At 54.6% G+C, this 23939-nt stretch carries 20 protein-coding genes; 11 read left to right on the forward strand and 9 right to left on the reverse strand.

Annotated features, from left to right (window positions below; all coding sequences use genetic code 11):
- Positions 1 to 24: 24 nt before the first annotated feature.
- Positions 25 to 687, reverse strand: a complete 663-nt coding sequence (gene rnhA, locus PRIO_RS23575; RefSeq protein ID WP_020427217.1) for a ribonuclease H — start codon at positions 685 to 687, stop codon at positions 25 to 27.
- 153 nt (positions 688 to 840) lie between these two features.
- Positions 841 to 1416: a TetR/AcrR family transcriptional regulator gene (locus tag PRIO_RS23580; protein WP_046507329.1), complete on the reverse strand. Its 576-nt coding sequence runs from the start codon at positions 1414 to 1416 to the stop codon at positions 841 to 843.
- Positions 1417 to 1492: 76 nt separating this feature from the next.
- Between PRIO_RS23580 and PRIO_RS23585 the strand changes: the two genes are divergently transcribed.
- Positions 1493 to 2056 (forward strand): hypothetical protein, encoded by a 564-nt coding sequence (locus tag PRIO_RS23585; protein WP_020427219.1) that lies wholly within the window; start codon positions 1493 to 1495, stop codon positions 2054 to 2056.
- Positions 2057 to 2328: 272 nt separating this feature from the next.
- The gene (locus tag PRIO_RS23590; RefSeq protein ID WP_020427220.1) at positions 2329 to 3231 is read left to right on the forward strand and encodes a manganese catalase family protein; all 903 of its coding nucleotides are present in this window, start codon (positions 2329 to 2331) and stop codon (positions 3229 to 3231) included.
- Between the two features lie 840 nt (positions 3232 to 4071).
- Here PRIO_RS23590 and PRIO_RS23595 read toward each other — a convergent pair.
- From PRIO_RS23595 to PRIO_RS23605, 3 genes are all read right to left on the reverse strand, one after another.
- On the reverse strand, positions 4072 to 5199 hold the full coding sequence (locus PRIO_RS23595) for a DNA alkylation repair protein (protein ID WP_020428979.1): 1128 nt from the start codon (positions 5197 to 5199) through the stop codon (positions 4072 to 4074).
- A gap of 120 nt (positions 5200 to 5319) precedes the next feature.
- The gene (locus PRIO_RS23600; RefSeq protein WP_141639115.1) at positions 5320 to 5718 is read right to left on the reverse strand and encodes a hypothetical protein; all 399 of its coding nucleotides are present in this window, start codon (positions 5716 to 5718) and stop codon (positions 5320 to 5322) included.
- 150 nt (positions 5719 to 5868) lie between these two features.
- The gene (locus PRIO_RS23605) at positions 5869 to 6495 is read right to left on the reverse strand and encodes a hypothetical protein (protein WP_197545362.1); all 627 of its coding nucleotides are present in this window, start codon (positions 6493 to 6495) and stop codon (positions 5869 to 5871) included.
- 276 nt (positions 6496 to 6771) lie between these two features.
- Here PRIO_RS23605 and PRIO_RS23610 point away from each other — a divergent pair, with 276 nt between their 5' ends.
- The 8 genes from PRIO_RS23610 to PRIO_RS23645 all read left to right on the forward strand — a co-directional run bounded on the left by PRIO_RS23610 (position 6772) and on the right by PRIO_RS23645 (position 15111).
- Entirely contained in the window at positions 6772 to 6990 is a 219-nt protein-coding gene (locus PRIO_RS23610; protein ID WP_020428986.1) for a hypothetical protein, read from the forward strand.
- Between the two features lie 203 nt (positions 6991 to 7193).
- Complete coding sequence (locus PRIO_RS23615) at positions 7194 to 7403, forward strand: hypothetical protein (RefSeq protein WP_020428988.1); 210 nt, start codon at positions 7194 to 7196, stop codon at positions 7401 to 7403.
- 562 nt (positions 7404 to 7965) lie between these two features.
- Positions 7966 to 8961: a LacI family DNA-binding transcriptional regulator gene (locus tag PRIO_RS23620; protein ID WP_020428990.1), complete on the forward strand. Its 996-nt coding sequence runs from the start codon at positions 7966 to 7968 to the stop codon at positions 8959 to 8961.
- An 81-nt stretch (positions 8962 to 9042) separates the two neighbouring features.
- Entirely contained in the window at positions 9043 to 10464 is a 1422-nt protein-coding gene (locus PRIO_RS23625) for a tagaturonate reductase (RefSeq protein ID WP_020428992.1), read from the forward strand.
- Between the two features lie 26 nt (positions 10465 to 10490).
- Positions 10491 to 11978 carry a UxaA family hydrolase gene (locus PRIO_RS23630; RefSeq protein ID WP_020428993.1) on the forward strand — a complete coding sequence of 496 codons (1488 nt, stop codon included), beginning with the start codon at positions 10491 to 10493 and terminating at the stop codon, positions 11976 to 11978.
- Between the two features lie 33 nt (positions 11979 to 12011).
- Positions 12012 to 13436, forward strand: coding sequence for a glucuronate isomerase (gene uxaC / locus PRIO_RS23635; protein WP_020428995.1), 1425 nt, complete (start codon positions 12012 to 12014; stop codon positions 13434 to 13436).
- A 71-nt stretch (positions 13437 to 13507) separates the two neighbouring features.
- A complete protein-coding gene (locus tag PRIO_RS23640; RefSeq protein ID WP_020428997.1) occupies positions 13508 to 14236 on the forward strand; it encodes a rhamnogalacturonan acetylesterase in 729 nt (242 codons plus the stop codon).
- A gap of 32 nt (positions 14237 to 14268) precedes the next feature.
- Positions 14269 to 15111, forward strand: coding sequence for a sugar phosphate isomerase/epimerase family protein (locus PRIO_RS23645; RefSeq protein WP_020428999.1), 843 nt, complete (start codon positions 14269 to 14271; stop codon positions 15109 to 15111).
- A gap of 401 nt (positions 15112 to 15512) precedes the next feature.
- Here the strand turns inward: PRIO_RS23645 and PRIO_RS23650 are convergent, their stop codons facing one another.
- Positions 15513 to 18833, reverse strand: a complete 3321-nt coding sequence (locus PRIO_RS23650) for an alpha-mannosidase (protein WP_046504955.1) — start codon at positions 18831 to 18833, stop codon at positions 15513 to 15515.
- A gap of 50 nt (positions 18834 to 18883) precedes the next feature.
- On the reverse strand, positions 18884 to 19924 hold the full coding sequence (locus tag PRIO_RS23655) for a LacI family DNA-binding transcriptional regulator (protein ID WP_020429006.1): 1041 nt from the start codon (positions 19922 to 19924) through the stop codon (positions 18884 to 18886).
- 164 nt (positions 19925 to 20088) lie between these two features.
- On the opposite strand from PRIO_RS23655, the gene PRIO_RS23660 reads away from it, so the two are divergent.
- Entirely contained in the window at positions 20089 to 22023 is a 1935-nt protein-coding gene (locus PRIO_RS23660) for an NAD(+) synthase (protein WP_020429008.1), read from the forward strand.
- A 286-nt stretch (positions 22024 to 22309) separates the two neighbouring features.
- Here PRIO_RS23660 and PRIO_RS23665 read toward each other — a convergent pair whose 3' ends face one another.
- Positions 22310 to 22762, reverse strand: a complete 453-nt coding sequence (locus PRIO_RS23665; RefSeq protein WP_020429010.1) for a GreA/GreB family elongation factor — start codon at positions 22760 to 22762, stop codon at positions 22310 to 22312.
- 180 nt (positions 22763 to 22942) lie between these two features.
- The gene (locus PRIO_RS23670) at positions 22943 to 23848 is read right to left on the reverse strand and encodes a class I SAM-dependent methyltransferase (protein WP_046504959.1); all 906 of its coding nucleotides are present in this window, start codon (positions 23846 to 23848) and stop codon (positions 22943 to 22945) included.
- Positions 23849 to 23939 lie beyond the last annotated feature (91 nt).

Genomic DNA, 23939 nt, shown 5'->3' on the forward strand with positions numbered 1-23939 from the left:
AAAATATAGCCGGCTCCCGGCAGATTATTTCCGCCCGTAATCCGCCTTGATCTCTCCCCATTCTCTGGTTTGCCACTTCAGGATTTTGTTGGTATATGTATTCGTCTGCAGCCAGCGTTCCGCGCGGTCGATCAGTGTCCAGATTTCCTCTGTGGAAGCATCGCGCGGCAGTGTGGTGGCCACCTTCTTCTGCTTGACCCATTTCATGGCATTCACGGAATCGCTGTAGATCGTCCGGCTGCTGCCCTCTTTCTTCAGCAGGGCCAGCGCGTGGACAATCGCCAGGAACTCGCCAAGATTATTGGTGCCTTTAGATATAGGTCCGCAGGAAAAAATAATGTCTCCGGTCTGCGTATCCACACCCTTATATTCCACAGGCCCGGGGTTGCCCCGCGTCCCCACATCCACGGAAATGCTGTCATACTCAATCTCTGCCGGGGCGGCTTCGGCTGTGCTGCGCTTATAGGAGCTTGCCGGTTTGCTTTTGCCTGCTCCGGCTGCGGCTGCTCCGCTTCCCCAATTGCCCTTCCAGCCTGCTTTGTAGGCGGCATCCGCTGCGGCCCTGGATTCATAGGATTTATATTTTGCACCCGTATAATGATCCGTCTGTGCCTGGCATTCCGCCCATGTTCCGTATACACCCGGCTTTTTGCCTTCCCAGACTACATAGTATTTCTGCTTAGCCATTGTGATTTCCCCCTTCCTCCCGCAATTGCAGCTCAAAAGAATATTGTAATCCAAACAGCGGCGAGTTTGAAGTCCAAAATAACGAAGCCTGAAGCCGCAGCATAATCCGGCGGATAATAACCCGGCTAGGGGTTCATAATATCCCCATGGAAATTAGTCCAGCACCGCAAGTGTAGTATCGGCAATTCTCTGCAGCTTGCTTGGGTCCGGGTTGATTTTGACCATGACCCGAAGCCCTACCAGCGCATTATGCAGGAATACCGCAAGGTCAGCCGCCCGGTGATGTTCAGCGATTTCTCCGCTCGCCTGCCCGCGGGTTATCAATTGTTCCAGCAGCCGCTCCGCATTGAGAAACGCATCGTTTACCCTGGAGGTGGTCTCCGGGTCGTGATTGGCCAGTTCAACAGCCGAGTTCACAAGCAGACAGCCTGCGGGGTCCATCTCCTGCTTATAGATGATCATATCGAACAGCCGGCGGATGGCTTCTTTGGCGGAATCCACGCCTTCTACGCGCCCTTCCATTCTGCTGGCCGTCATGTCTGCAAAACGTTCCATGGATTTTATATATAAAGAATGCTTGTCACCAAAAGTATCGTACATGCTCCGCTTGTGAATGCCCATACCGGCGACCAGATCCTGCATCGAGGTTTTCTCATAGCCCTGCTGCCAAAAAACATTCATCGCCTTGCCCAGCACGTTGTCGACATCAAATTCTTTGCTTCTTGCCATGATCATGCCCCTTTCTGCTTTTATTTTATCATTTATAGAACGTTCGGTAAATATTAACCAGAGGGAGGACATTCACATGAAAAAGCTTGCAGCCTTAGCGGCGATATTCGTTCTAACCCTGCTTGTCGGATGCGGAAGCTCAGCTAACAACAATAACACGGCAGGCACAAATACGCCGGCAAACAACGGGAACACCAGCACTGCCACCGCTGCACCAGATGCTGTAACCTCGGCTTCCGTGGTTGACAACGGCGAGGATTTCAAAAAGGCGATCAGCAAGGAGGGCACCTGGATTGCCGCCACACTGAAGGATCTGAGCTTTACGGAGGATCTCGTCGTCGAAGGAGAATTCAGCAACAAGGGTAAACCGGCACGCAAAATCGCGCTGTACACGCAGGATGCGGATCACAATATCACCAACTCTTTTAGACTGGCGGCTCCCAAAATTACGATCAAAAGTGAAAATACCCAGATCCAAGGCGGCACTTTTGTTGGCGATGTCTATGTGGAAGCGAACGGCTTCAAAGTGGTGAATGCCACCATTGAGGGCAATGTCTATTTCTCCGATGATAAATACCAGGCCACCTACAGTGCAGCAGACCAGGGGAAAGTAACCGGTGTAACCGAGGTCAAAAAATAATTACAACATCACCGCAAAGGTGTGCTTCCTCATGGCTTAACTGCCGGGGGAGCACCTCTTTACGGTTATGGGAGCTAACGAATTTACAAAGCTTCAACAATTATAGCCAGTATTTTTGCTACATAAATACAAATTTGTGAATTTCCGGGTGTCTTTATGCTGTGAGAATGGATGTTGTTGGAAATCAAAATGTTTAGGAACAGGGGATTGCGTTTAAGTTAGGGCGGTAGGATACACACTTCTGCTGAAGCGCTAAGAAGGATGACTATTCAATGTTCCAACGCATGGATGAGATCATGATCGAGATTCCCGATGTCGAGAAGCCGGACCCTAATGCCGCAGCCGCCGTACAAGAACTGCTCGGAGGAAAATTCGGCGAGATGTCCACACTTAACAATTATCTCTATCAATCTTTTAACTTCCGTTCCAAAGACAAGCTGAAGCCCTTCTACGATCTGGTAATGAGTATAACGGCCGAAGAGCTGGGCCACGTCGAGCTGGTATCGCATGCGGTAAATAAATGCCTCAGAGGCTCGACAGCGTACAAACAACCGGATTCTACCCCGCTGCATGCCGTAAAAGATGCCCGTCTGTCCTATCACTTCCTGGCCGGAGCCCAGGGGGCGATGCCGTTCGATTCCATGGGCAATCCATGGACCGGGGCCAACGTGTTCAACAGCGGCAACCTGGTGGAGGATCTGCTGCATAACTTCTTCCTGGAATGCGGAGCAAGAACACACAAAATGAAGGTCTATGAAATGACGGATCATCCGGCTGCGCGTGCGGTAGTCGGTTTCCTGCTCGTCCGCGGCGGAGTCCATGTGGTGGCCTATGCCAAAGCGCTGGAGATTGCAACGGGCGTCAACGTAACCAAGCTCGTGCCCGTCCCTTCCCTCAGCAACAAGTCATTTACCGAAGCTGCCAAATATGAAGAAAAAGGGGTGCACACCAAGCTGTACACTTGGAGCAACAAAGATTTCAGCTCTATTGGACAGATCTGGAAGGGCACCCATCCTGAAGACGGCCTTCCGCTGGAGGTAATTCAGGGGGTACCTGAAGGCGTGCCTATCCCTGAAGCGCCAGAATCCAAGGAAGAGTTCGCACCGGGCATTTCCGCTGAGGAATTCAAGGAAATTGCCAAACGCCTCAAGATGGCGGGGAATATACATGATTAGGCCGGCATGAGTCTAACGGTTAGTCTGATATGGGCAAGCAGAAGCAGCCTCGCAATGATTAAAGAACGCCACTTGTCCAGCTAGTAGAGACGGCTGCGCCGTCCTCCCCGGGACAGCGCAGCCGTCTTGGTTCTAGCGTTACCTGGAGAACGATTCCCCGTGAATCCTACGGCAACTCTTTAAGTGGAAAAAGGGACACTAATTTGCTGGAGTACCCTATCCTCGGGCAGATGAAGTGGAAAAAGGGACACTAATTCAGCTCATTTACCCATTTTTCAAGAAAAGCAGCCCAATTAAGTTTACTTTTTCCACTTCAATCTCAAGATTACTTAATTTTCGGAAAAATAAGTTCCCTTTTTCCAACTAGTACCTGCGAAGAAGCCGGTAAAGACAGATCGCCCTATTCCTTCGCGATCGATCCGCAGCCGTTACGGACAGGAAGCCGTTATGGATAGCAGATTCGTCTATTCCGCAGGTTAAACGGACTGAGATGCCTTTATTTGTCCCTTTCCCCTTTATTCCAGGCTCGATCGAACAATATAACGGCTCCTGAGTCCGTAACTGCTGAAAAAACAAGGTTTTTGATAAAATAAGGGCTCCTCAGTCCGCTTCAGTCCGCTGCTGGAGCCAAATCCTTCTGCATCGCTTATATCCTCTGAGGCTCCCAAGATATCCACATTTTGATTTCTTGATTATTCCCGCACTTCGCGGTGGAAATCCGCAGACTGCCTATGCTGAAGATAGCGAGCTTTCCTACGGAAAGCTTTTAGGCGGACGCATTCGCTCCGTATAACTCCTCCTAGATTCGCAGCATAGCGGGGCAGCGGAGTCTATTCGTAATCATAGCTCCAAGTCTCCTTTGCGCTGCGGCTTCAGTACAAGCACTGCAGATGCGGCTTCCCGGCCGTTCACCAGCAGGGTGATCTTATGTTCCCCCGCATAATGGCGGCGGGTGGTCAGATCCACCCAGCGGTGGGTCCGTTTTCCGGATAGCCGGGTGCCTCCCGGAACCGTTTTATCCGAGAGCAGGAACAGCTTGCGCGAGGTTTTGCCCCCGGCTTTTACAAAATCAATTCCGTATTCTATACGTATACGGGCCTCATCCCCCTCGCGGACGGCAAGGGCATAGGCCAGCTCACAGCTCCCGCCTATCGGCAGTTCCGCAGGCTCCACAGACAGGACGGCGCTGACGGCAAGCGGGGATTCGTCCTCCTGGCCTGCATAACCAAAAAGCGCCATAATCTCAGGGTTCGCTTTGCGGATCAGCGTGCGGCAGCCATGCCGCACGATCCAGTCCGTGTGCGCATTCACGCCCTTCCAGCGCCGGACAATATCAATCACGACACCGGGGTGATCCTTGGCGATGTCATTGAGATTGTTCGCCACACTCTTGCGCACGTATAGCGAAGAGTCTGCCTTCAGCTGCTCCAGCACCGGGAGCACCGGCGACGGGTCATGCTTGAACATGGGCAGCGCCTGGCCCCAGGGAAGGCGGGGCCGGCTGCCCTCGCTCGACAGCCGCCGCACATGCTCGTCCGGGTGCTGCGACCAGCGCAGCATCTGCGCCATCATCCGCTGCGGGTCCCGCAGCAGAAACGGCCGGACGGCAAATTCTGCCGACGATTTGGGCGTGAAGCGTTCCAGCGCCGACATCGACAGCTCCCAGTGCTCTTCGCTTCCTCCGAATACTTCAACGAAATCGGGGAAGATCAGATACGGGAAGCCTACACATTCTTTATCTATCGCAAACAGAATTTCCAGAGCATCCTCATACCGCCGGGGCAAAAATGTTCCCAGCGTCTCCGTGATCCGCCGCATCCGGCCCTTCAGCTCCAGTTCCTCCCAAGGGTCCTTCATCGCCGCAGTGACGAATCCCTCCAGATCAAACCCGCTATATACGGACTGCAGCTTCGTGCCGAAGCTGCGCAGAAATCCCTCATTGTACATTGCTTTTAACGGTTCCGCCATTTCTGTCTCCTCCTGCCGGTTACTGCCTGCGCAGTGTATTGCACTTCTGGTACAAGTGTAGCCAGAACACAGCGTAACATAAGTAACCGGACAGCTGAATGTCATATTTGGTCCGCAGGATTATGAGTAATGTTTAAGCTCTGTGCTTTTTCTGGCCCTGTCCACGATCGGACCTTGCAAAATATTTACAAAAGCAACATTGCTGGAACGGATGCTTAACAGCTCATCCTGTATGCTGATACCCATGGCTTCCATAACATTTTCAGGAAACGAGATAACATTTCGCTCATCCAGGTAAACCCAGCTGAATATTCTCTGTTTGGTACGGTATATGTAGCCTTCCTCAGTCTGGTTAAACAGGACAGGATCCTTTTTCAAAACATCAAGGAGGTAGGATTTGTGGACTTCCAGCATCCCTCTCGACATTACACTGAATCCTCCTGAGGTTCCGCTCCCCGACATTATAAAAAGCTTGCTGCATCTCTGTATCCCATACTCTTCAAGCGGCTCGTCCGGCAAAAACAGCGTGCGGTCTTCTTTTACCTTAAGCCAGCCGTATATGTACTTGCCTCCTGGTGTGATTAAAGGCATCCCGGCACCTCTTTCCCCGATTTATAACCAATCCCATTTATGAATGGACCACCAGGGTCCAGCCTTCAACTGGCGGTGTTACCTCATAGCAGGCTTGTAGTCAGTTCCAGCAATCGCAACTGTACCACTTTTCAAATCCACAATGCGGCTTCGTGTGTCAGCGTGTGATATGTACAGCGGTTGCCCGTTTGCCGTTATACAGTAGGATATAGGGATAGACACCCCACAGTTCCGGTAGGAGCCGTCGGCATGGCTGGTTCCAATGATGGGGCATTGGTATTTCACAGCGATCCGCGCTGCCTCCTCCGTCCACAAGGCGAACTGTTCTTCACTGAACATTCCCACTCCTATCGGATGGGCGATGAAATCCAGAGTTCCAGCATGCCCTTCCAGCCCGTTCAGCCCCTGTAAAATCTCCACACACAGCAGATAACCCATCCTGATAGCACCTGCCGCAACTACAGAAGGAGCATACAGCTCTCCTTGCATCGGTGACTTCGGCCGTTCCAATACAATCTCTCCGTCTGGACCGATCACTAGCGCTCTGTCTTGGCCGTTATCATTTTTGTAGCTGGTAATCATCAGCTTCCTATACTGCCCGGCAAGACTGCGGAGTGTCTGCACACTGCCGGTATCGGCTACATACCCTTCAGGGTAGAGCACTGCATCGCAATATTCGGACCACTGCTTAAGTTCTTGTTGCATCCTCAATAACCCTGACTCGTGGTTGGGTTGGGAGACCAGCAATCTCATTGGGATTCCTCCATACATTTACTTTCTGCCGCCTAAAATTCTTCAATTCAGCAGCACTTCTATTTGTGCAAAATAGGTATAATCCGCCTTTGTCTGCAACAGGAAAGCGTCATTTTCACATATTTTGCAAATTAAATCTTGTTTTCAAAATGCAATGCCTGTCGTATTATAGATAAAAAGCTTTTGTAGACACCCGCGCTAAAGCGAACGAACGGAGGAATGTCAGCCATGCCGCAGACACTTGTCAAAAATGTTGATTTTTTTGTCGCCGCCCTATCGCAGACCTATGTGTCCGCGCTGCAGCTCGACCCGGACGGCATGTATTCTCAGGTGGGCATCGGAATCGTCGAGAAATTTGCTGAAGACTATGTACGGCTCAAAAGGTTCGACGGCAGCGTCTCCCATTACGACCGGGAAATCACGAAATTCCAGCATAACAAAGCCTAATTCATCCCTAAATACATTCCGCTTTGAGTATAATTTTCCTGCTTACTCCAGATAAAAGGCTGCCAGCCCTTAGCATTACGGCACAGCCTTGATACCTTTCTCCCCTGCATGGTGGTTCAGTTCCGCCCATTTGGTTAATCGTTACATAAGATGGGCATTATGGACATATCTTAACTTTTGCAGAGCAGAAAGGAATGAGAGACATGAGCGACAAAGCGGATTTCAGAGACGAACGAACCCCCGGATTCAGTCAGATTCCTGATGCCAGCATCAGGCCTGGACAAACCGCATCTACGGACAAGCTGGACGATATCGTCGGAGGTATTATGGATAATGTGCAGGAAACCCTGACCGGCGATTCCCCTGAGAACTCCGGCAAGAATCCGGCCGGGGAGAAAACCGGCGACAAGTAAAATACATTTAAAAAGGGACTTGGGCCATTCTATTGTATTTTGTACAGCAGATCATCCCAAAATAGTCCGAAAAACTGGATCTATTGTACTCTGTACAGCAGAATCCTGTGTAAAGAGTGCTTTAGGCCAGAATTCCAGAAATCAATTGCAGCAAATACAATAGAATGCTATTTTTCACAGAATACTGGCCATTCTGCTGCACAAAGTGCAATCACCCTGCGCGTCTTCACGAGCATAGCAAAAAAGCCGTGCCCATATACTGACCTTCCAGCCATACCAGGTGCGGGTAGGTTTTTTTGTGCCAGAAGAATGCGCCTCCAGAGGTGTCCGGTCCCATTGTGCCAAAGAAGACGCAGCAGCTTGAGCCCTTTCAGAATTACTCCGTAGTCGTGCAATCTCCTTCACATTCATTGCCCCGACACGGGCGAGCAAAAAATTATAAAGCCCGAGGCAGCATTCCGCCACAAAATTTTAACGTGTGCATTTTAATAATTTCTTGACTTGACAGTGCGGAGGCCGTAAACTGAAATCGTTAACAATTCTATTTTTCCGGAGAGATATTATGATCACCATCAAAGACATTGCACGTGTCGCCGGCGTCTCCCATACCACCGTTTCCCGGGCGCTGAACGGCAGCCCGCTGATCAAGAAGGTCACCCGGGACAAAATAGAAAAAATCGCTGCAGAAATGAACTACGTCCCCAATTACAGCGCCAAGAGCCTGGTGACCAAAAGATCCTTCACCATTGGCCTGTTCTTTTCCAGCATTGAGCAAGGGACCTCGGCCAGCTTCCTAGTGGATGCCATCAAGGGAATCAGCCACATCCTGGATGAGAACTTCAACCTGACGGTCAACGGTATTGACGGCGTTCATAACTTTGGCAATATTCAGCCGCAGCGTTTTGACGGCATTCTGGTCATGAGCCAGAGCGACGAGGACAATGCCTTCATCTATCATGTGAAGAAGATGGGCATTCCACTAGTGGTGCTCAACCGCCAGCTTGAAGACCCCGGCATTATGAACGTGGTGGCAAATGACCGCGAAGGCGTGAAGGAAGCCATTGACTATGCCGTCCGCCAGGGACACCGGAAACTCGCTATTATCGAAGGCAAACCCGGCTTCAAGTCTTCGAGCGAGCGCAAGCAGGGTTTCATGGACAGCCTGATTGCCCATCGCCTCCCGCTGAACTCCGGTTATTTTGCGGCAGGTGACTACAGCATTGAGAGCGGTTATGCGGCTATGGCTGCGCTGCTCCAGCTGGAAGATCCGCCGACAGCCGTTTTCTGCTCCAATGACGACATGGCGATTGGCGCGATGAATGCCTGCTACGCCCACAAGGCCGATGTTCCGGGGCAGATTTCCCTGCTTGGATTCGATGATATTATGTTCTCCCGGTATACGAATCCCGCCTTGACCACGGTCCGCAAACCGATTACGGAAATCAGCGAGCTTGGCACCAAAATGCTGGTCCAGCTGCTTCAGCAGCCGGAGACCCAACCCCAGCAGCTGTTCGTGAACACATCGTTAGTCATACGCCAGACAGTAGCTGAGGTATAAAAAAAGAGCCTCTCTTTTTTTGAATAAAATGTTCACGTGTGCATTATTCCAATACCTTATAAAAGGAGATTATTGAACCTTATGACACAGCGTTTATCCAGAACCACTCAACCCGGCCTGCCGCAATATCCAGAACGGATGATTCAATTTGGGGAAGGCAATTTCATGCGTGCCTTCGTAGACTGGCAGCTGCAGCAGATGAACCAACAAGGCCTGTTCAACGGAAGTGCGGCGGTTGTCGTGCCGATCGGCCAGGGAATCGGCGGACTGATGGCCGAGCAGGATAATCTCTACACGGTACTGCTGAACGGCATCATGCAGGAGCAGCCAGTCAATTCGCGCGAGATCATCACCAGTGTCAGCCGGGTGATCAATCCCTACAGCGACTATGAAGCGTATCTGGCTCTGGCCGAAAATGATGAGCTGGAGTTTATCACCTCCAATACGACCGAAGCCGGCATCGCCTATCAGCCGGAAGACCGTTTGGAGGATGCGCCTCCCTCAAGCTTTCCTGCCAAGCTGACCGCCCTTCTCTACAGACGGTTTGAGCTGGGCAAAAAAGGTTTCGTCATCATTCCCTGCGAGCTGATTGACCGCAATGGGGAAAAGCTGAAGGAAATTGTCCGGCAATACGCCGCAGCATGGAACCTGGGTGAAGCGTTCCTGCAGTGGCTGGATGACGAGAACACCTTCTGCTGCAGTCTGGTTGACCGGATTGTTCCGGGCTATCCGCGCGGCAAGGCCGCTGAGCTGGAAGCGGAGCTGGGCTACCTCGACAAGCTGATGGTAACCGCAGAGCCGTTCCTCTTCTGGGTCATTGAAGGTCCGGCATGGCTGTCCGAGCGGCTTCCGCTGGCGAAGGCCGGACTTAACGTAGTCGTTACGGATGACATGACCCTCTACCGCGAGCGCAAGGTTCACCTGCTGAATGGGCCGCATACGGCCATGGTTCCCCTCGCCATGATGGCAGGGCTTGAAACCGTGGAGGATGTGATGAACGATGAAACGTTCTACCGCTTTGTGCGCAGGCTTTTGGATGAAGAACTGATTCCGGTGCTGGATCTGCCGCAAGAAGAGCTTCTCTCTTACGCTGACGCTGTGCTGGAGCGCTTCAAAAACCCGTTCATCCGCCACGAGCTGGCCTCGATTTCACTGAACAGCATCTCCAAGTTTAAAACACGGCTTCTCCCTGTGCTCCTCCGGTATCAGCAGGAACGCGGCCAGCTGCCGCCGCTGATTACACTGGCTTTTGCCGGGCTGCTGCTAAGCTACCGGGGCGACCGCGTGAAGCGTCAGGACAGTGCCGAGGTGCTGGCGGTTTTTGATCAGGCCTGGAGCCAGCCCTCCACCTTCACTGCTTCAATTCTTAGAGAAGTCAGCCTGTGGGGCCAGGATCTGACACAGGTGCCTGGTCTTACTGAAGCTGTTGATGCCCGGCTGCACCAGCTCCAGAGCTCCGACAGCCGTGCCGCACTGCAGCAGTTGGTCCGTTCAGAAGTTTAATTTATCATTTTTATAGGAGGGACAGCATGAAACGATTAATGAAAATGAATCCCCGGGATACAGTAGCCGTCGCGCTGCGTCCGATTGCCTCCGGTGAAGTACTTTCCTTTGAAGGGCTTAGTCTCACAGCCGCCCAGGATATTCCGCAGGGCCATAAAATCGCCTTAACAAGCTTCGCCGAGGGCGATGTCATTACCAAATACGGATACCCGATCGGGCATGCGGTGGAGGAGATCCGGGCGGGTGACTGGATTCATACACATAACATCAAAACCAATCTGTCCGGAGAAGAAGAATATGAATATCTTCCCGACCTGCATCCGGTTACCTATCCAAAACGCGGCCTGACGTTCCAGGGCTACCGCAGGGCGAACGGCAAGGTCGGCATCCGCAACGATCTGTTCATCATCCCTACAGTTGGCTGCGTGAACGGCATTGCCGAGCAGATGCTGCAGGAGTTCAAGGCAGAGCACCCCGACCTGGGCGGTTTTGACAACTTCACTGTGCTTAAGCACCCTTACGGCTGCTCGCAGCTTGGCGACGACCACCGCATGACCCGCAGTATCCTGCTGGATGCCGTTAACCATCCCAACGCCGGGGGCGTGCTTGTCTTCGGCTTGGGCTGCGAGAATAATATCGTCTCCGAATTCCGCAGCATGCTGGGCGACTATGACGGGAGCCGGGTCAAATTCCTCGTCGCCCAAGAGGTGGGCGATGAGGTAGAAGCCGGTCTGGCCCTGCTTGAAGAGCTGTACGAGGCCGCAAAAAATGATGTCCGCGAGCCCGTTCCGCTCAGCGAGCTGAACATCGGGCTGAAATGCGGCGGCTCCGATGGATTCTCCGGCATTACTGCGAATCCGCTGCTGGGCGCTTTTTCCGACTTCATTATCTCCCAAGGCGGAACCTCCGTGCTGACCGAGGTCCCTGAAATGTTCGGAGCGGAGAAGATGCTCATGGCACGTGCGGAGAACCGTGAGGTCTTTGAAGACATCGTTTCCCTGATCAATAACTTCAAGCAGTATTTCCTCTCATACGGTGAACCGGTGTACGAGAATCCTTCTCCCGGCAACAAAGCCGGAGGAATCAGCACGCTCGAAGACAAATCGCTGGGTTGTACGCAAAAGGCCGGCAGCTCGCCTGTTGTGGATGTGCTGGATTACGGGGTGAAGCTGCGCCGCAAAGGTCTCAGTCTCCTGCAAGCCCCGGGCAATGACCTGGTGGCAGCCTCCGCCCTCGCCGCTTCGGATTGCCAGCTTGTGCTTTTTACGACCGGCCGGGGAACACCGTTCGGCAGCTTTGTGCCTACGGTCAAGGTGGCGACCAACAATGACCTTTTTGCCAAAAAGGGCCACTGGATGGACTTCAATGCCGGACCGCTGCTGGAGCGTCCGATGGCCGATGTGCTGGAGGAATTTATCGCCTACATTATCGATGTGGCCAGCGGCCAAAAAACACGCAACGAGCAAAACGAAGTGCGCGAGCTGGCCATTTTCAAAACCGGAGTTACGCTCTAATCCTATTCCAATCCAAGCAAAGGGAGAATTGCAATGTTTTTAAATGACGATTTTCTGTTGACCAGCGAAACGGCGCGCCTGCTCTTTCATAATCATGCCAAAACCATGCCGATCATCGATTACCATTGCCACCTCGACCCGAAGGAAATCTATGAAGACAAGGCCTTCCGCAACCTGACTGAAGCCTGGCTGGCCGGGGATCATTACAAATGGCGGCTGATGCGGGCCAACGGGATTCCGGAATCCCATATCACCGGAGAGGCATCGGATTATGACAAATTCCTGGCCTGGGCCCGTACGCTCCCCAAGGCTGTCGGCAACCCGCTGTACAGCTGGACCCACCTGGAACTGCGCCGGTTCTTCGGGATTAACGAGACGCTGAATGAGGCTTCCGCCCCTGCCATCTGGGAGGAAGTGAACCGCAAGCTTGCTGAGCCTGCGTACACCCGGCGGAGCCTGATCCGGAATTCCAAGGTTAAAACCGTCTGCACCACCGATGATCCGGCGGATTCCCTGGAATATCACCGGCTGCTGAAGGAGTCGGAGCAGGACTTTCAGGTCTTTCCGACCTTCCGCCCCGATAAGGCGCTTAATATCGATGCCGATGGCTTCACCACTTGGCTGACCCGGCTGGGGGAAGCTGCCGGAGTAGCTGTAACCACGTATGCTGCGCTGGTTGAAGCCTTGCGGAGCCGTGTGGATTTTTTCCATCAGAACGGCTGCCGGCTGTCCGACCATGCGCTGGATGTGCTGCGTTATCAGGCGGCAGGTGAAGCTTCACAGCTGGAGCGGATTTTCACCAAACGTCTGGAAGGCGCGGTGTTGTCTCCGGAAGAGATTACAGTCTACCGGACAGAGCTGCTGTCGGAGCTGATTGGAATGTACCATGATAAAAACTGGACCATGCAGCTGCACCTGCACGCTTTCCGCAACAATAATACGCCGATGTTCCGGCGGCTGGGCCCGGATACCGGTTACGACGGAATTAACGACCTGTCATTGGCTGAGGCGCTCTCGCAGCTGCTGGACCGGGCCGAATGCGGCAAGGGATTGCCGAAGACCATCCTCTATTCACTGAATCCGGGGGATTACCCTGCCCTGCTTGCGCTGATGGGCTGCTATCAAAAGGATACCGCAGGCAAGCTTCAGCTCGGCTCCGGCTGGTGGTATAACGATACCCGCGACGGGATGCGCCGCCAGCTGACCCTGCTGGCCGACAACAGCCTGCTGGGCAATTTTGTCGGCATGCTCACCGATTCGCGCAGCTTCCTCTCGTATACACGCCACGAGTATTTCCGGCGCGTGCTCTGTGAGCTGCTGGGTGAACTGGCCGATCGCGGGGAAGCGCCGGACGATCTGGCCCTGCTTGGACAGTTGGTCGAGGATATCGCCTACAACAATGCCGCCGGCTACTTTGGCTTCGAAGCCCGCAGCGCAGCCAAGCTGCAGCACAGGTAGACAGAAGCGGGCATGGCACCCTTTTGAAGATATCCGTTAAAGGCGCAAAGCATCAGGAAAGGAAGTATATTATGCCTACGCTGTATATTGCCGGTGACTCCACCGCTGCCCAGAAAGGCGGAGGCGAAAAGCCGATGGCCGGCTGGGGTGAATTCCTTCAGGAGCATTTCAGCCCTGAGATTGCCGTAGACAACCGGGCGGTTAACGGACGCAGCACCCGCTCCTTCCTGGCGGAAGGACGGCTTGAAGATATCGGCAAGGACTTCCAGTGCGGCGACTACCTGCTGATCCAGTTCGGACACAATGACCAGAAGGTAGAGGACCCCGCCCGTTATACCGATCCCGCTGCGGAGTACCGCCGGAATCTGCTCACGTTCATCGAATTCGCCCGCAGCCGCGGCGGATCCCCTGTTCTGCTGACCTCGGTCAGCCGCCGCCGGTTCACTGCAGGCGGCGAACCTGACCCGCTCGCGGTCGGGCTGTACCCGGAAGCGGTGCGTGAGGTTGCAGCGCAGACCGGCACGCCGCTGCTTGATATTTTTGCCTCCTCCCAGCAGTTGTACCGCGGGCTGGGAGTGGACGGCTCGCGGCAGCTGTTCATGCATCTGCCTGCAGGCGGGCATCCCAATTATCCGCAGGGCATCACGGATGATACGCATTTCTGCAAACAAGGCGCCGCCCGCATAGCTGACCTGGTCGCGGAGGCGATCTCGCAGTCGGCAGAGCTGGCCGCCTTGCATGCACACTTGCGGCAGCCAGGGTCTTGGAGTCCACGCATATACTTAGGATTTCCCGTATAAAATCCTTATTTGATTACAAGGAGGCTTTTACCATGACTGCCCCGCTTCATTTAGGTGTACGCGCCCATGACTTTGGACGGCTGCCTTTGCCGGAGCTGACCGCCAAGCTTAGCCGGTATCGTTTTTCGCATATTCAGCTCGCTGTACATAAATCCTTTCCCGAAAGTGTCCCTGCGCTGACTGCATTAAGCCCGGGAACCGCTGCTTATTTTGGCGAAGCCTTCCGCCAGGCAGGAGTCCGCATTGCCGTACTCGGCTGCTATGTAAATATCGCCGATCCTGATCCCGCCAAAAGACAGCTGGCTTTGAACGCATTCAGCACCCATCTTCGCCTGGCCCGCGATTTCGGCGCCAGCCTGGTCGGTACTGAAACGGGCAGTGTAGGCAACGGCTATACCCCGGAAAATTTTACGGAGGAAGCCTTCCAGCAGGTTGTGGTCTCAGTACAAGCTATGGTGGCAGAAGCGGAGCGATTTGGCGTGACAGTAGGCATTGAAGCAGGGATCAATCACCCGCTCTATACTGCACAGCTAGCACACCGGCTGCTCACACTGATTCCCTCCAATAATCTGCAGATTATTCTGGACTGTGCCAATCTAATGACCGGGGACAATTACCGGCAGCAGGATGCCGTGATTGGGGAAGCGCTGGAGCTGCTGGGGGACCGGATTGCTGTCCTGCACCTGAAGGACTTCACAGTCAATGACGGACAGATCGGGATTGTGCCTGTCGGCCAAGGGCTGCTTCACTTTGCTCCGCTGCTCCAATACATGAAATATAAGCGGCCGCATATTCAGGGCATTCTGGAGAGTACCCCCGAGGACTATATGCAGAGCAGCATCGATTTTCTGCAGCGGCTGTATGATGAAGTCTGACCTGCTGCAGGAAACTGGGGCAGAAAGAAGCGATATATAGATTGAACTTGAAAAACTAACAAAAGGGAAAAGGGATGGAGGGGAAGTTTGGAACTGTAGGAGCGAATGCGTCCGCCTTTGTCTGCGGATTTCCACCGCGAACAGCGGTACAAATCAAGAAATCTGCAGACAACAGCGGCCGGAAGTCCAAACATTCTCCGGAGTCCCGACGAAGTCCCTAATGTAAAGCTCTTAAGTTCACTCTATATAGTTAAAAAACTGAGCCGCAGACCGCGCGAACCGCCCCCGATTCACTGCGCCTAAGCGGCATAACAAACGGGCATCCCCTCACCTGCCGTGAGAATGGGATGCCTGTTCTTAATGTCCGTGCGGCTAACTATGCAAGCGCCAATACTCCAAGATTAACCGGAAAACCTAACAATAAAAGTACTGATTTCATAAGGCTTGATTTCACAGGTAACCGCCCCGCCGGGCTTGATTTCGCCCACCGGCCGCTCCATCAGGTCACATTCCTGCCAGGAATGGACTGGATAATCGCTGCTGAACGTTACGGTGCTGCGGGTGCCTGTATACTCATGCAGGCGGACGATAAAGCCTTCGCCATTTTCCGCCATTTTGAGGGCGTCAACGGCAATGCTGCCGCAGTCCGTCTTGATCAGCGATCTGCCAGCCCCGGCAGAATAACCGCCCTTGACCACACGCAGCGGATTATTCAGTGACCAAGCTTCCTGAACCGTGTTTGCTGCTACCCAGTCGCCTTTATGCGGCAGCAGAGCATAGGTAAACCTGTGCTCCCCCTGGTCCGCCTGCCAGTCAGGCTCTGTGGCCGACTTGATCAGTGACAGCCGCATCACATGATCCTTGATGTCATAGCCGTATTTGCAGTCATTCAGCAGACTGACGCCATAACCCCGCTCGGACAGATCGGCCCACTGATGGCCGACACTTTCGAACCGCGCATAATCCCAGCTTGTATTCCAATGCGTCGGCCGCTTCACGTTCCCGAACTGGATGTCATAGGTAGCCTCCGTAGCCCGCACCGCAACCGGAAAAGCGGTCTTCAGCAGCTGATGCTGCTCATGCCAGTCGGCCAGCGTCTCAAAGTCAATCCGGGCGCTTCTGCTATACACCTTGACCTTCTGGACAATGGAGGAGTCCATATACTGCCATGTGAATTCCAGCACCGCCGCAAGCGCGCCGCATTCCGTCAGCTTTACCGAGCGCAGGTCAGTGATTTCTCTCTTTTTTTCCTGATAAAAGAGATCAATATCCCAGGCATCGTACATCTTCGGCTTATCCTCAAAAACCTGGAGCACGTTGCCGTTCTCACCCGGAGCCAGCACCTCCCGCTGTTCCCGGCGGTCATAAATACGGCTCAGCTGCCCCGCATCGTTCCATTCCAGCACATAAAACGGTGTCGTAAGCCGGGAATCCTCCCATTCGAACGGAACCGGGTCGCCGGGCGTTAAGGCGTTGCCTTCCCGCGCCTCAATCTTGCCTGCGGCAGAATCAGCAGAACCCGCTGAATCTGCCTCAACCGCAAATGCTGCCACAGTTCCGGCCTTAATGACTGTGCTGCCCAGCATCGGAACCGCCGGGACCTCGATCAGCCACTCCCCGCCAACACGCTGGGAAGATAACTGCCGGCCGGCCGCAGTGGTCCACACCATATCCTCACCTGCTGCTTCATAAGGAATAGCTGCCAGCTCTGTCCGCTCGTAGAAAGCTCCATTGAAGACTGTGTATTCAGTCTCCTGCCGGAAACCGGCCCCTTCAGCCAGTTCTTCTGCCAGCCCTTCTGTCATCTCTTCTGCCTGCTCTTCTGCCAGCCCTTCTGCCAGCTCTTCGGCCCGCTCTTCGACCAGCCCTTCCACCAGCCCCGCAGCCGCTGCCTCCGCCGCCGTGCTGCCGATCCGCTCCGCTTCCGCATATTCCAATCTTGAATCCTCGTACACCTCGCGGATGGAGGAGCCTGGAATAATATCGTGGAACTGGTTGCGGAGGATGGTGTGCCAGCCCTCCAGCAGGAGCTGTGCCGGATAGCTGCTGAAGCTGCCCTTTTCCACAGCCAGGAGGACCTGCAGCCACTCCGCTTCACGGTACAGCAGCTCCAGCTTCCGGTTCATCCGCTTGTTGTAGGCCTGGCTGGTATACGTTCCCCGGTGGAACTCCAGGTACAACTCCCCGTCCCAGGTATGAACATACTGGTCAGTGCTGCGGACCGCCTCATTCAGGCGTTCAAAATACTCATCCGCCCGCCCCGTCCGGACCGCGGGAATCCCGGGCATCTTGTCAAGGCGCCGGCGCATTTCCAGCATTTCGCGGTTGACGCCCCCGCCGCCATCACCATATCCGTAGGAGAGCAGCAGCTCACGGTTCAGATTCTTATCCCGGTACTGATCCCAGATGCCCTGAACGGAGAAGGCTTCAATCAGGCCGTTGTAGGTATAATACCAAGCGCCGGAGTCAGGCCCTTCAGGCGTGGTGATAAAGTGAGTCAGCACTTCACTGCCGTCAATACCTCTCCAGCGAAACGTATCATGCGGCATACGGTTATACTGGCTCCAGCTGATCTTGGTGGTCATGAACGTATCAATGCCCGATTTGCGCAAAATCTGCGGCAGCGCCCAGCTGTAGCCAAAGACATCGGGGAGCCACAAATATTTGCAGTCCACGCCGAATTCCTCCCGGAAAAACTTGGTTCCGTACAAGATCTGGCGCACCAGCGATTCCCCGCTGGTCAGATTGCAGTCCGCTTCCAGCCACATCGCACCTCCGGCTTCCCAGCGGCCTTCTTCCACCCGCTTGCGGATTTCAGCATAGATTTCCGGGTAATCCTCTTTGATGTAAGCATACAGCTGCGGCTGGGTCTGCAAAAATATATATTCCGGGTACTGCTTCATCAGCCGGAGCACTGTGGAGAAAGAGCGGGCTGCTTTTTCCCGCGTATGGGTAAGCCGCCACAGCCAGGCAACGTCGATATGGGTATGGCCGATTGCGGTTACGGTTACCGGAGGCTTCGCCTCAAGCAGCGCCAGCTGCTCCAGCAGCAGCGATTCTGCCTCACGGACGGAACGGTAAAAGCCTGCGCTGCCCGGTTTCGACCAGTCCAGCTTGTTGAATGCCCGGTTGAGCGCCATCAGCAGCTCCTGCTTCTCCGGCTGCTGGTCTGCAAGCTGCTTGCAGGTGGACAGCGCAGCACGGCCTGTATAATACAAATTATCCGCCGCCTCATCCAGCCAGGCCAGCTCTGACCGCATAATCCGGTGCTCCTGGGGAACCGGACGGCCCCCGCCCTCCAGCCCTGACCACAAGCGGAAGGTGAAGTCCAGCGCACGGCCCGCCGCATCCTCCTCCAGAAAAACCTCCTGGTGGTTGGAATCCACCCCCTGATAAGGCTTGCCGTCAAGATACAGCAGCGACTCAAAACCGCTGTTGTTGCCCCCGCCGGTCCGGCCGAAGTCAAAAAGCCCGACCACGCGTTTCCCCTTCCACTCCGCAGGCACTTCTATGGTGCTATGCAGCCAGAGGTACGCATCCCGGCCGGTCCAGTAATCCCCCAGCTGAAGCCTGGTGTCTCCTTCGAGCTGCGGAGGGTACTTCCCGTTCGCTCCATCCTTATCCTCTACTGCCAGCCAGTCACTCAGTTTGACAACATCACGGTAACGATACCCTTCCAGTTCACGCAGCCGCGCCCCCAGCTTTTCCTCCGTCCAAAACATTTGCTTTTCCTCCTTTTATAACACGTGTTATATCCCGAAAAAAAGCACGCTTACGCGCTTTCTCCCGCCCTTAAAACCGCGGGCAGCCATATTTTCCCGGCCGCTTCCGGTGCTGCTCCGCCTTCAATCTGCTTGAGCACACATCTTACTGCCTCTACTCCCATACCCACATAGGGAATTTCAACACAGCTTAATGCCGGCAGGCTCAGACGGTGGCCCTGGATCGTGTTGTCCGCCGCCATCACCCGCAGCTCTTCGCCGATGCGCAGGCCCAGCTTATGGGCGGCCCGGTACAAATCCGGGACCCCGCTGGACCAGTTCACCAGCAGCGGCGGCGGCGGCTTGCTGATATCCGCCAGCTTCAGGAGCCATTCCTCCCAGTCCACCCGCCCTTCCCGCTCGGGAAGGCGGAAGAAAAAGGGATTCATGCCCCGTTCGCTGCACCAGCGGATATAGGCGTCCCGGCGTGTCCGCTCCGCCCAGCTCCGGATGCTGCCATGATACACCTCAGCATATACCGGAGTCTGGAGCTGCGGAGTTCCCGGCCGCAGCAAATAATCCAGAGCCAGCTCCACACTGCCCTTGTAGTCGGCCAGCACAGAGCATACCCCCTCCGCCTCGGCATAACCCTCCACGGATACATACGGAACCCCCGCCTCGCTGACCTTGGCGGCCCATGCTTCATCGCGGTAGCTGGTATTATCCAGCGTCACGATGCCGTCGATTTTCCGCTGGTGGTAGAGATCCACCAGCTCACTCCTGGCTTCGCCGTCCGGCCGGTGGCCCGGCGAGCAGAGCAGAATGTGATAGCCGTGCGCCTCACATTCCCGCTGCATGCCCTCCAGCAGCCGCATGAACAGCGGGTGCCGTGTGTCGCCGAACGCGGCCAGACTCATGGTGCGGCCCGTCTTCATGCTTCGCGCCTGGGCGTCCACATGGTAGTTCAGCTCACGGATCGCAGCCAGCACGTTCTCCCGCGTCTCCCCGCTGACGCCGATGCCCGGCGTGCCATTCAGCACAGCAGAGACGACGCTGCGGGATACACCGGCCAGCTTGGCAACATCGCGGCTGGTTACTCTTTTTTTGTCCATATCAGCACCTCGGCAAAAGTATAACACGTGTTATTTTTGTTGTATACCTTTTTATGGAAATGGTGGCTCCGGTCCATTCAGCCCTTTCTACTTGTTATGGATACCCTATCATGGGTACAATTAATGAATAGCAGGTGTCATCATACAAAGGATAGGTGAAACAAATGCAGAATTTCGGATTCGCAAGAGTCGCCGCCGCATCCCCTGAACTGCGGGTTGCCGACTGCGAGTATAATGCAGCACAAATTATGGAGGTGATCGGACAAGCGGATGAGAAGCAGGTGGAATACCTGGTGCTGCCGGAGCTGTCTATTACCGGTTATAGCTGCGCGGATTTATTTCTGCAGCCGGTGCTGCAGGAAGCCGCACTGGAAGCCTTGCAGAAGATCACCGCCGCGACCAAAGGGCGGAATCTCATCGTCATTGCCGGTCTGCCCATTTCGATAAAAAGCAGGCTGTTTAACTGCGCTGCCGTATTGCAGCAGGGTAAAATTCTGGGTCTTGTAGTGAAGACCTGCATCCCCGGTTATAGCGAGTTCTATGAGCCCCGCTGGTTCGCCGGAGCCGAAGAGCTGGAGATATCAGAGCTGCGGATTGGTGAAACGGCTGTACCGGTCGGCAATGATCTGATGTTCACGAGTGAAGGCAGCGGCATCTCCTTTGGTGTGGAAATCTGCGAGGATCTCTGGGTTCCGGTTCCTCCGAGCAGCCTGCTCGCCCAGGCCGGAGCTGTCCTGCTGTTCAACCCGTCGGCCAGCAACGAGCTGGTAGGCAAAGCGGATTACCGCCGCCAGCTGGTCACCAGCCAATCCGCCTCCTGCGTGGCAGGTTATGTCTACGCCGGCTGCAATACCGGCGAATCGACAACGGATGTCGTGTTCGGCGGCCACTCGCTGATCGCCGAGAACGGGCAGATGCTCGCGGAATCCGAGCGCTTCACCCATGAGAGCCGCATCATCATCGCTGACATTGATGTGCCGAGAATCCAGTATTCCCGTACGGTGATGGGCACCTTCCGGGCTGGCAAGGGCGGCCGCAACTACCGTGAGGTGCTCTATGCGGCACCGGGCGCCCTGCTTGAAGGACGGGAGCTGGTCCGCAGCATCGCCGTGAACCCGTTCGTTCCCGGCAATCCGCAGCAGCGCGACGACCGCTGCCGGGAGATTCTCTCCATCCAGACCTCCGGCCTGATGAAGCGCATCCGCCACATCGGCACCAGGCAGGCGGTGATCGGCATCTCCGGCGGCCTGGATTCCACGCTGGCGCTGCTCGTCGCCGTGCGGGCGATGGAGCTGCTCGGCCGTCCGGCCAGCGATGTGCTGGCGGTCACCATGCCGGGCTTCGGCACGACGAACCGCACCTACGATAACGCCGTCGGCCTGATCAAGGCACTCGGCGCTTCGCTTAAGGTCGTTGACATCAAAGCCGCCTGCCTGCAGCATTTCGAGGATATCGGCCATGACAAGGATGTCCACGATCTGACCTATGAGAACGTTCAGGCCCGGGAACGCACGCAGATCCTGATGGATCTGGCCAACAAGAATGGCGGCATTGTGATCGGCACCGGCGATCTGTCGGAGCTTGCCCTTGGATGGTGTACCTATAACGGTGACCATATGTCTATGTACAGTGTCAACTCGGGAATTCCGAAGACGCTTATTCAATATGTCGTCGGCTGGTATGCCGATCACGAGGCCGACGAGACTGTGAACAAGCTGCTCTATGACATCATCGACACGGGAATCAGCCCCGAGCTTCTGCCGCCGTCCGCTACAGGCGAGATTGTCCAGCTAACGGAGAATATCCTCGGACCTTATGTAGTGCATGATTTCTTCCTGTATTACATGCTGCGGACAGGCGCTTCTCCTGCAAAAATGTTCTACCTTGCCCGGCATGCTTTTGGCGACGCCTACCCCAAGGAGCAGCTAGTGAGCTGGCTCAGGGTATTCGTGACCCGCTTCTTCACCCAGCAGTTCAAGCGCTCCTGCCTCCCGGACGGGCCGAAGGTCGGAACGGTCAGCCTCTCGCCGCGCGGAGACTGGCGTATGCCGAGCGATGCTTCTGCGGCGCTTTGGCTGCGTGAGGTCGAGCAGCTGTAAGCTTCATTTCAGCCGCGGGACCACATGAAAGTGCTGAATACAAACAGCAACGGCTGCGCCGTCCAATAAGGACAGCGCAGCCGTTGTGATGTAGTATGACTTTTGGATCGAGCCCGGGGACGGGGGCCACGTGGTCATGGAGTGGAAGCAGGGAGTTAAGTGGAAAAAGTGAACTTAATCCGGGACAATCCGGCACCCGGACCATCGTTAGTTGCAAAAAGTACACCTAATCCGGCTGATTCGCTCCATGAAGAGTGAATCCACATAAATTAAGTAGACAAATTCGTTACCTCTGCTTTTCACGGACCGGATACTCATAGACGTTGTTCAGCACAAGCACCTGGTCGCTGCCAAGCGGGGTATGAACCGTTACCGTCTCACCGGGCTCAGCCAGAAGCAGCGCCCTGCCCATAGGGGAGCAGAGTGAGATCGAATACTCATCCAGACTGGATTCGCCGGGAATCACAATACGGTACGCATCCGTCAGCGTTTCCGGGCCGATCCTCAGCGAAATCCAGGAGCCGATCAGCACCGCAGAGCGTGTAAGCTCATCGCTGGCTCCGGTCAAAATACGCTGCACACATGCCTGATACCTCTCAATCAAAGCACGGATCTCCGCACGGTCCGCAGGGGATTCCGTTGCCGTCCGTTCCAGAATGCCATAGGTATTCTCATCAAGATATACAAGCTGGCGCACCAGTTCCTCACGCAGGGAATCCGTAATCAGACTATGGTTCATAGTAGATTTCACCCGCCTTCTTCATCCGGTCTTGCTCGAAAACCTGCACTTGTCCTCTCATTTCGCTCATTCCTTCCGTATAGTAAAATAGATCCCGCTATGGGGATCTATCTATAACATATCATCTTTTGTCAGAAATACAAGGCCCATCCGCCTTTACCACCGCTTGCCGCCTATTGATTACCTTTTACCGGCTTCTGCTCTGCTGTACATATTCAGCTCCTGCAGCCGGATCAGCACCTTGCCGAAGCGTCCTCCCTGCTGAACCTGCACCTTGCCGTCAGGATACGTGCGGTGCACATATTCCGTAACGGTCCGGCGGGCCGCCTCATCTGCGGGCAGCTTATGATGCTTCAGCAGCATCAGTGTCTCCTCGATCGCCTCCCCGCTGGAGAGCTCGGTGGTTTTCATCTCGCGTGTGATCAGCGACTCAAACGAATAGCCCTTCAGATAGAGCAAGTGAGTCAAATAAGCCATATCCGAGCTTTTTGCAGGCAATGTCTGCCCGTTCAGCAAAGGAAGCACCTCATTCAGCAGACTGAACTCTCTGCCTCCTGCATTCAGGCTGATGTAACAGTACTTGCGCGCACAGCTAAGCACACTCTCCACACTCTCCCAATCAACCACCACCGGAGTCATGGACGCAAAAACAAGATCGAAAGCGCCCTTCCAGCCTTTGGCGTCAAGATCTACATGTTCGAACAAATCATGCACCAGCTCCACCTGCCCCGGACCGAACCTGGCGGTATTCTCGATGAACAGCCCGGCTAATGGATGGTTCGGCTCCACTGCGGTAACCTTCGCCCCTCTATCGGCAAAAGGGACCGTGAACCCGCCCGAAGCCGCGCCCACATCCAATACAGACAGTCCTTCAAAGTCGACACCCTGGCCTTCAAGCCAGCCGATAATCCGCTCGCTTCTGCGTCTTCCCCCTTCACTGAACACTTCTTCATTAAACGACTTCGCTTTATGGTCAAAGGCGCGTGCCATGTCCATTCCCGACTGCTTGAACCTGTTGCCCATCGCTGCCGGGTCCTCCTTCCAGGCCTTTTCCCATACATCGGCATTAAATAAATCGTTCATCATTACAGCTCATCCCTTCCCGGATTTAATAATTTTCAAGCTTTTACAGATTTAAAAGACTGTCTATATCTATAATCATGCCGCCAAAAACGGC

The sequence above is a fragment of the Paenibacillus riograndensis SBR5 genome, assembly GCF_000981585.1.
GTDB lineage: Bacteria > Bacillota > Bacilli > Paenibacillales > Paenibacillaceae > Paenibacillus_AQ > Paenibacillus_AQ riograndensis.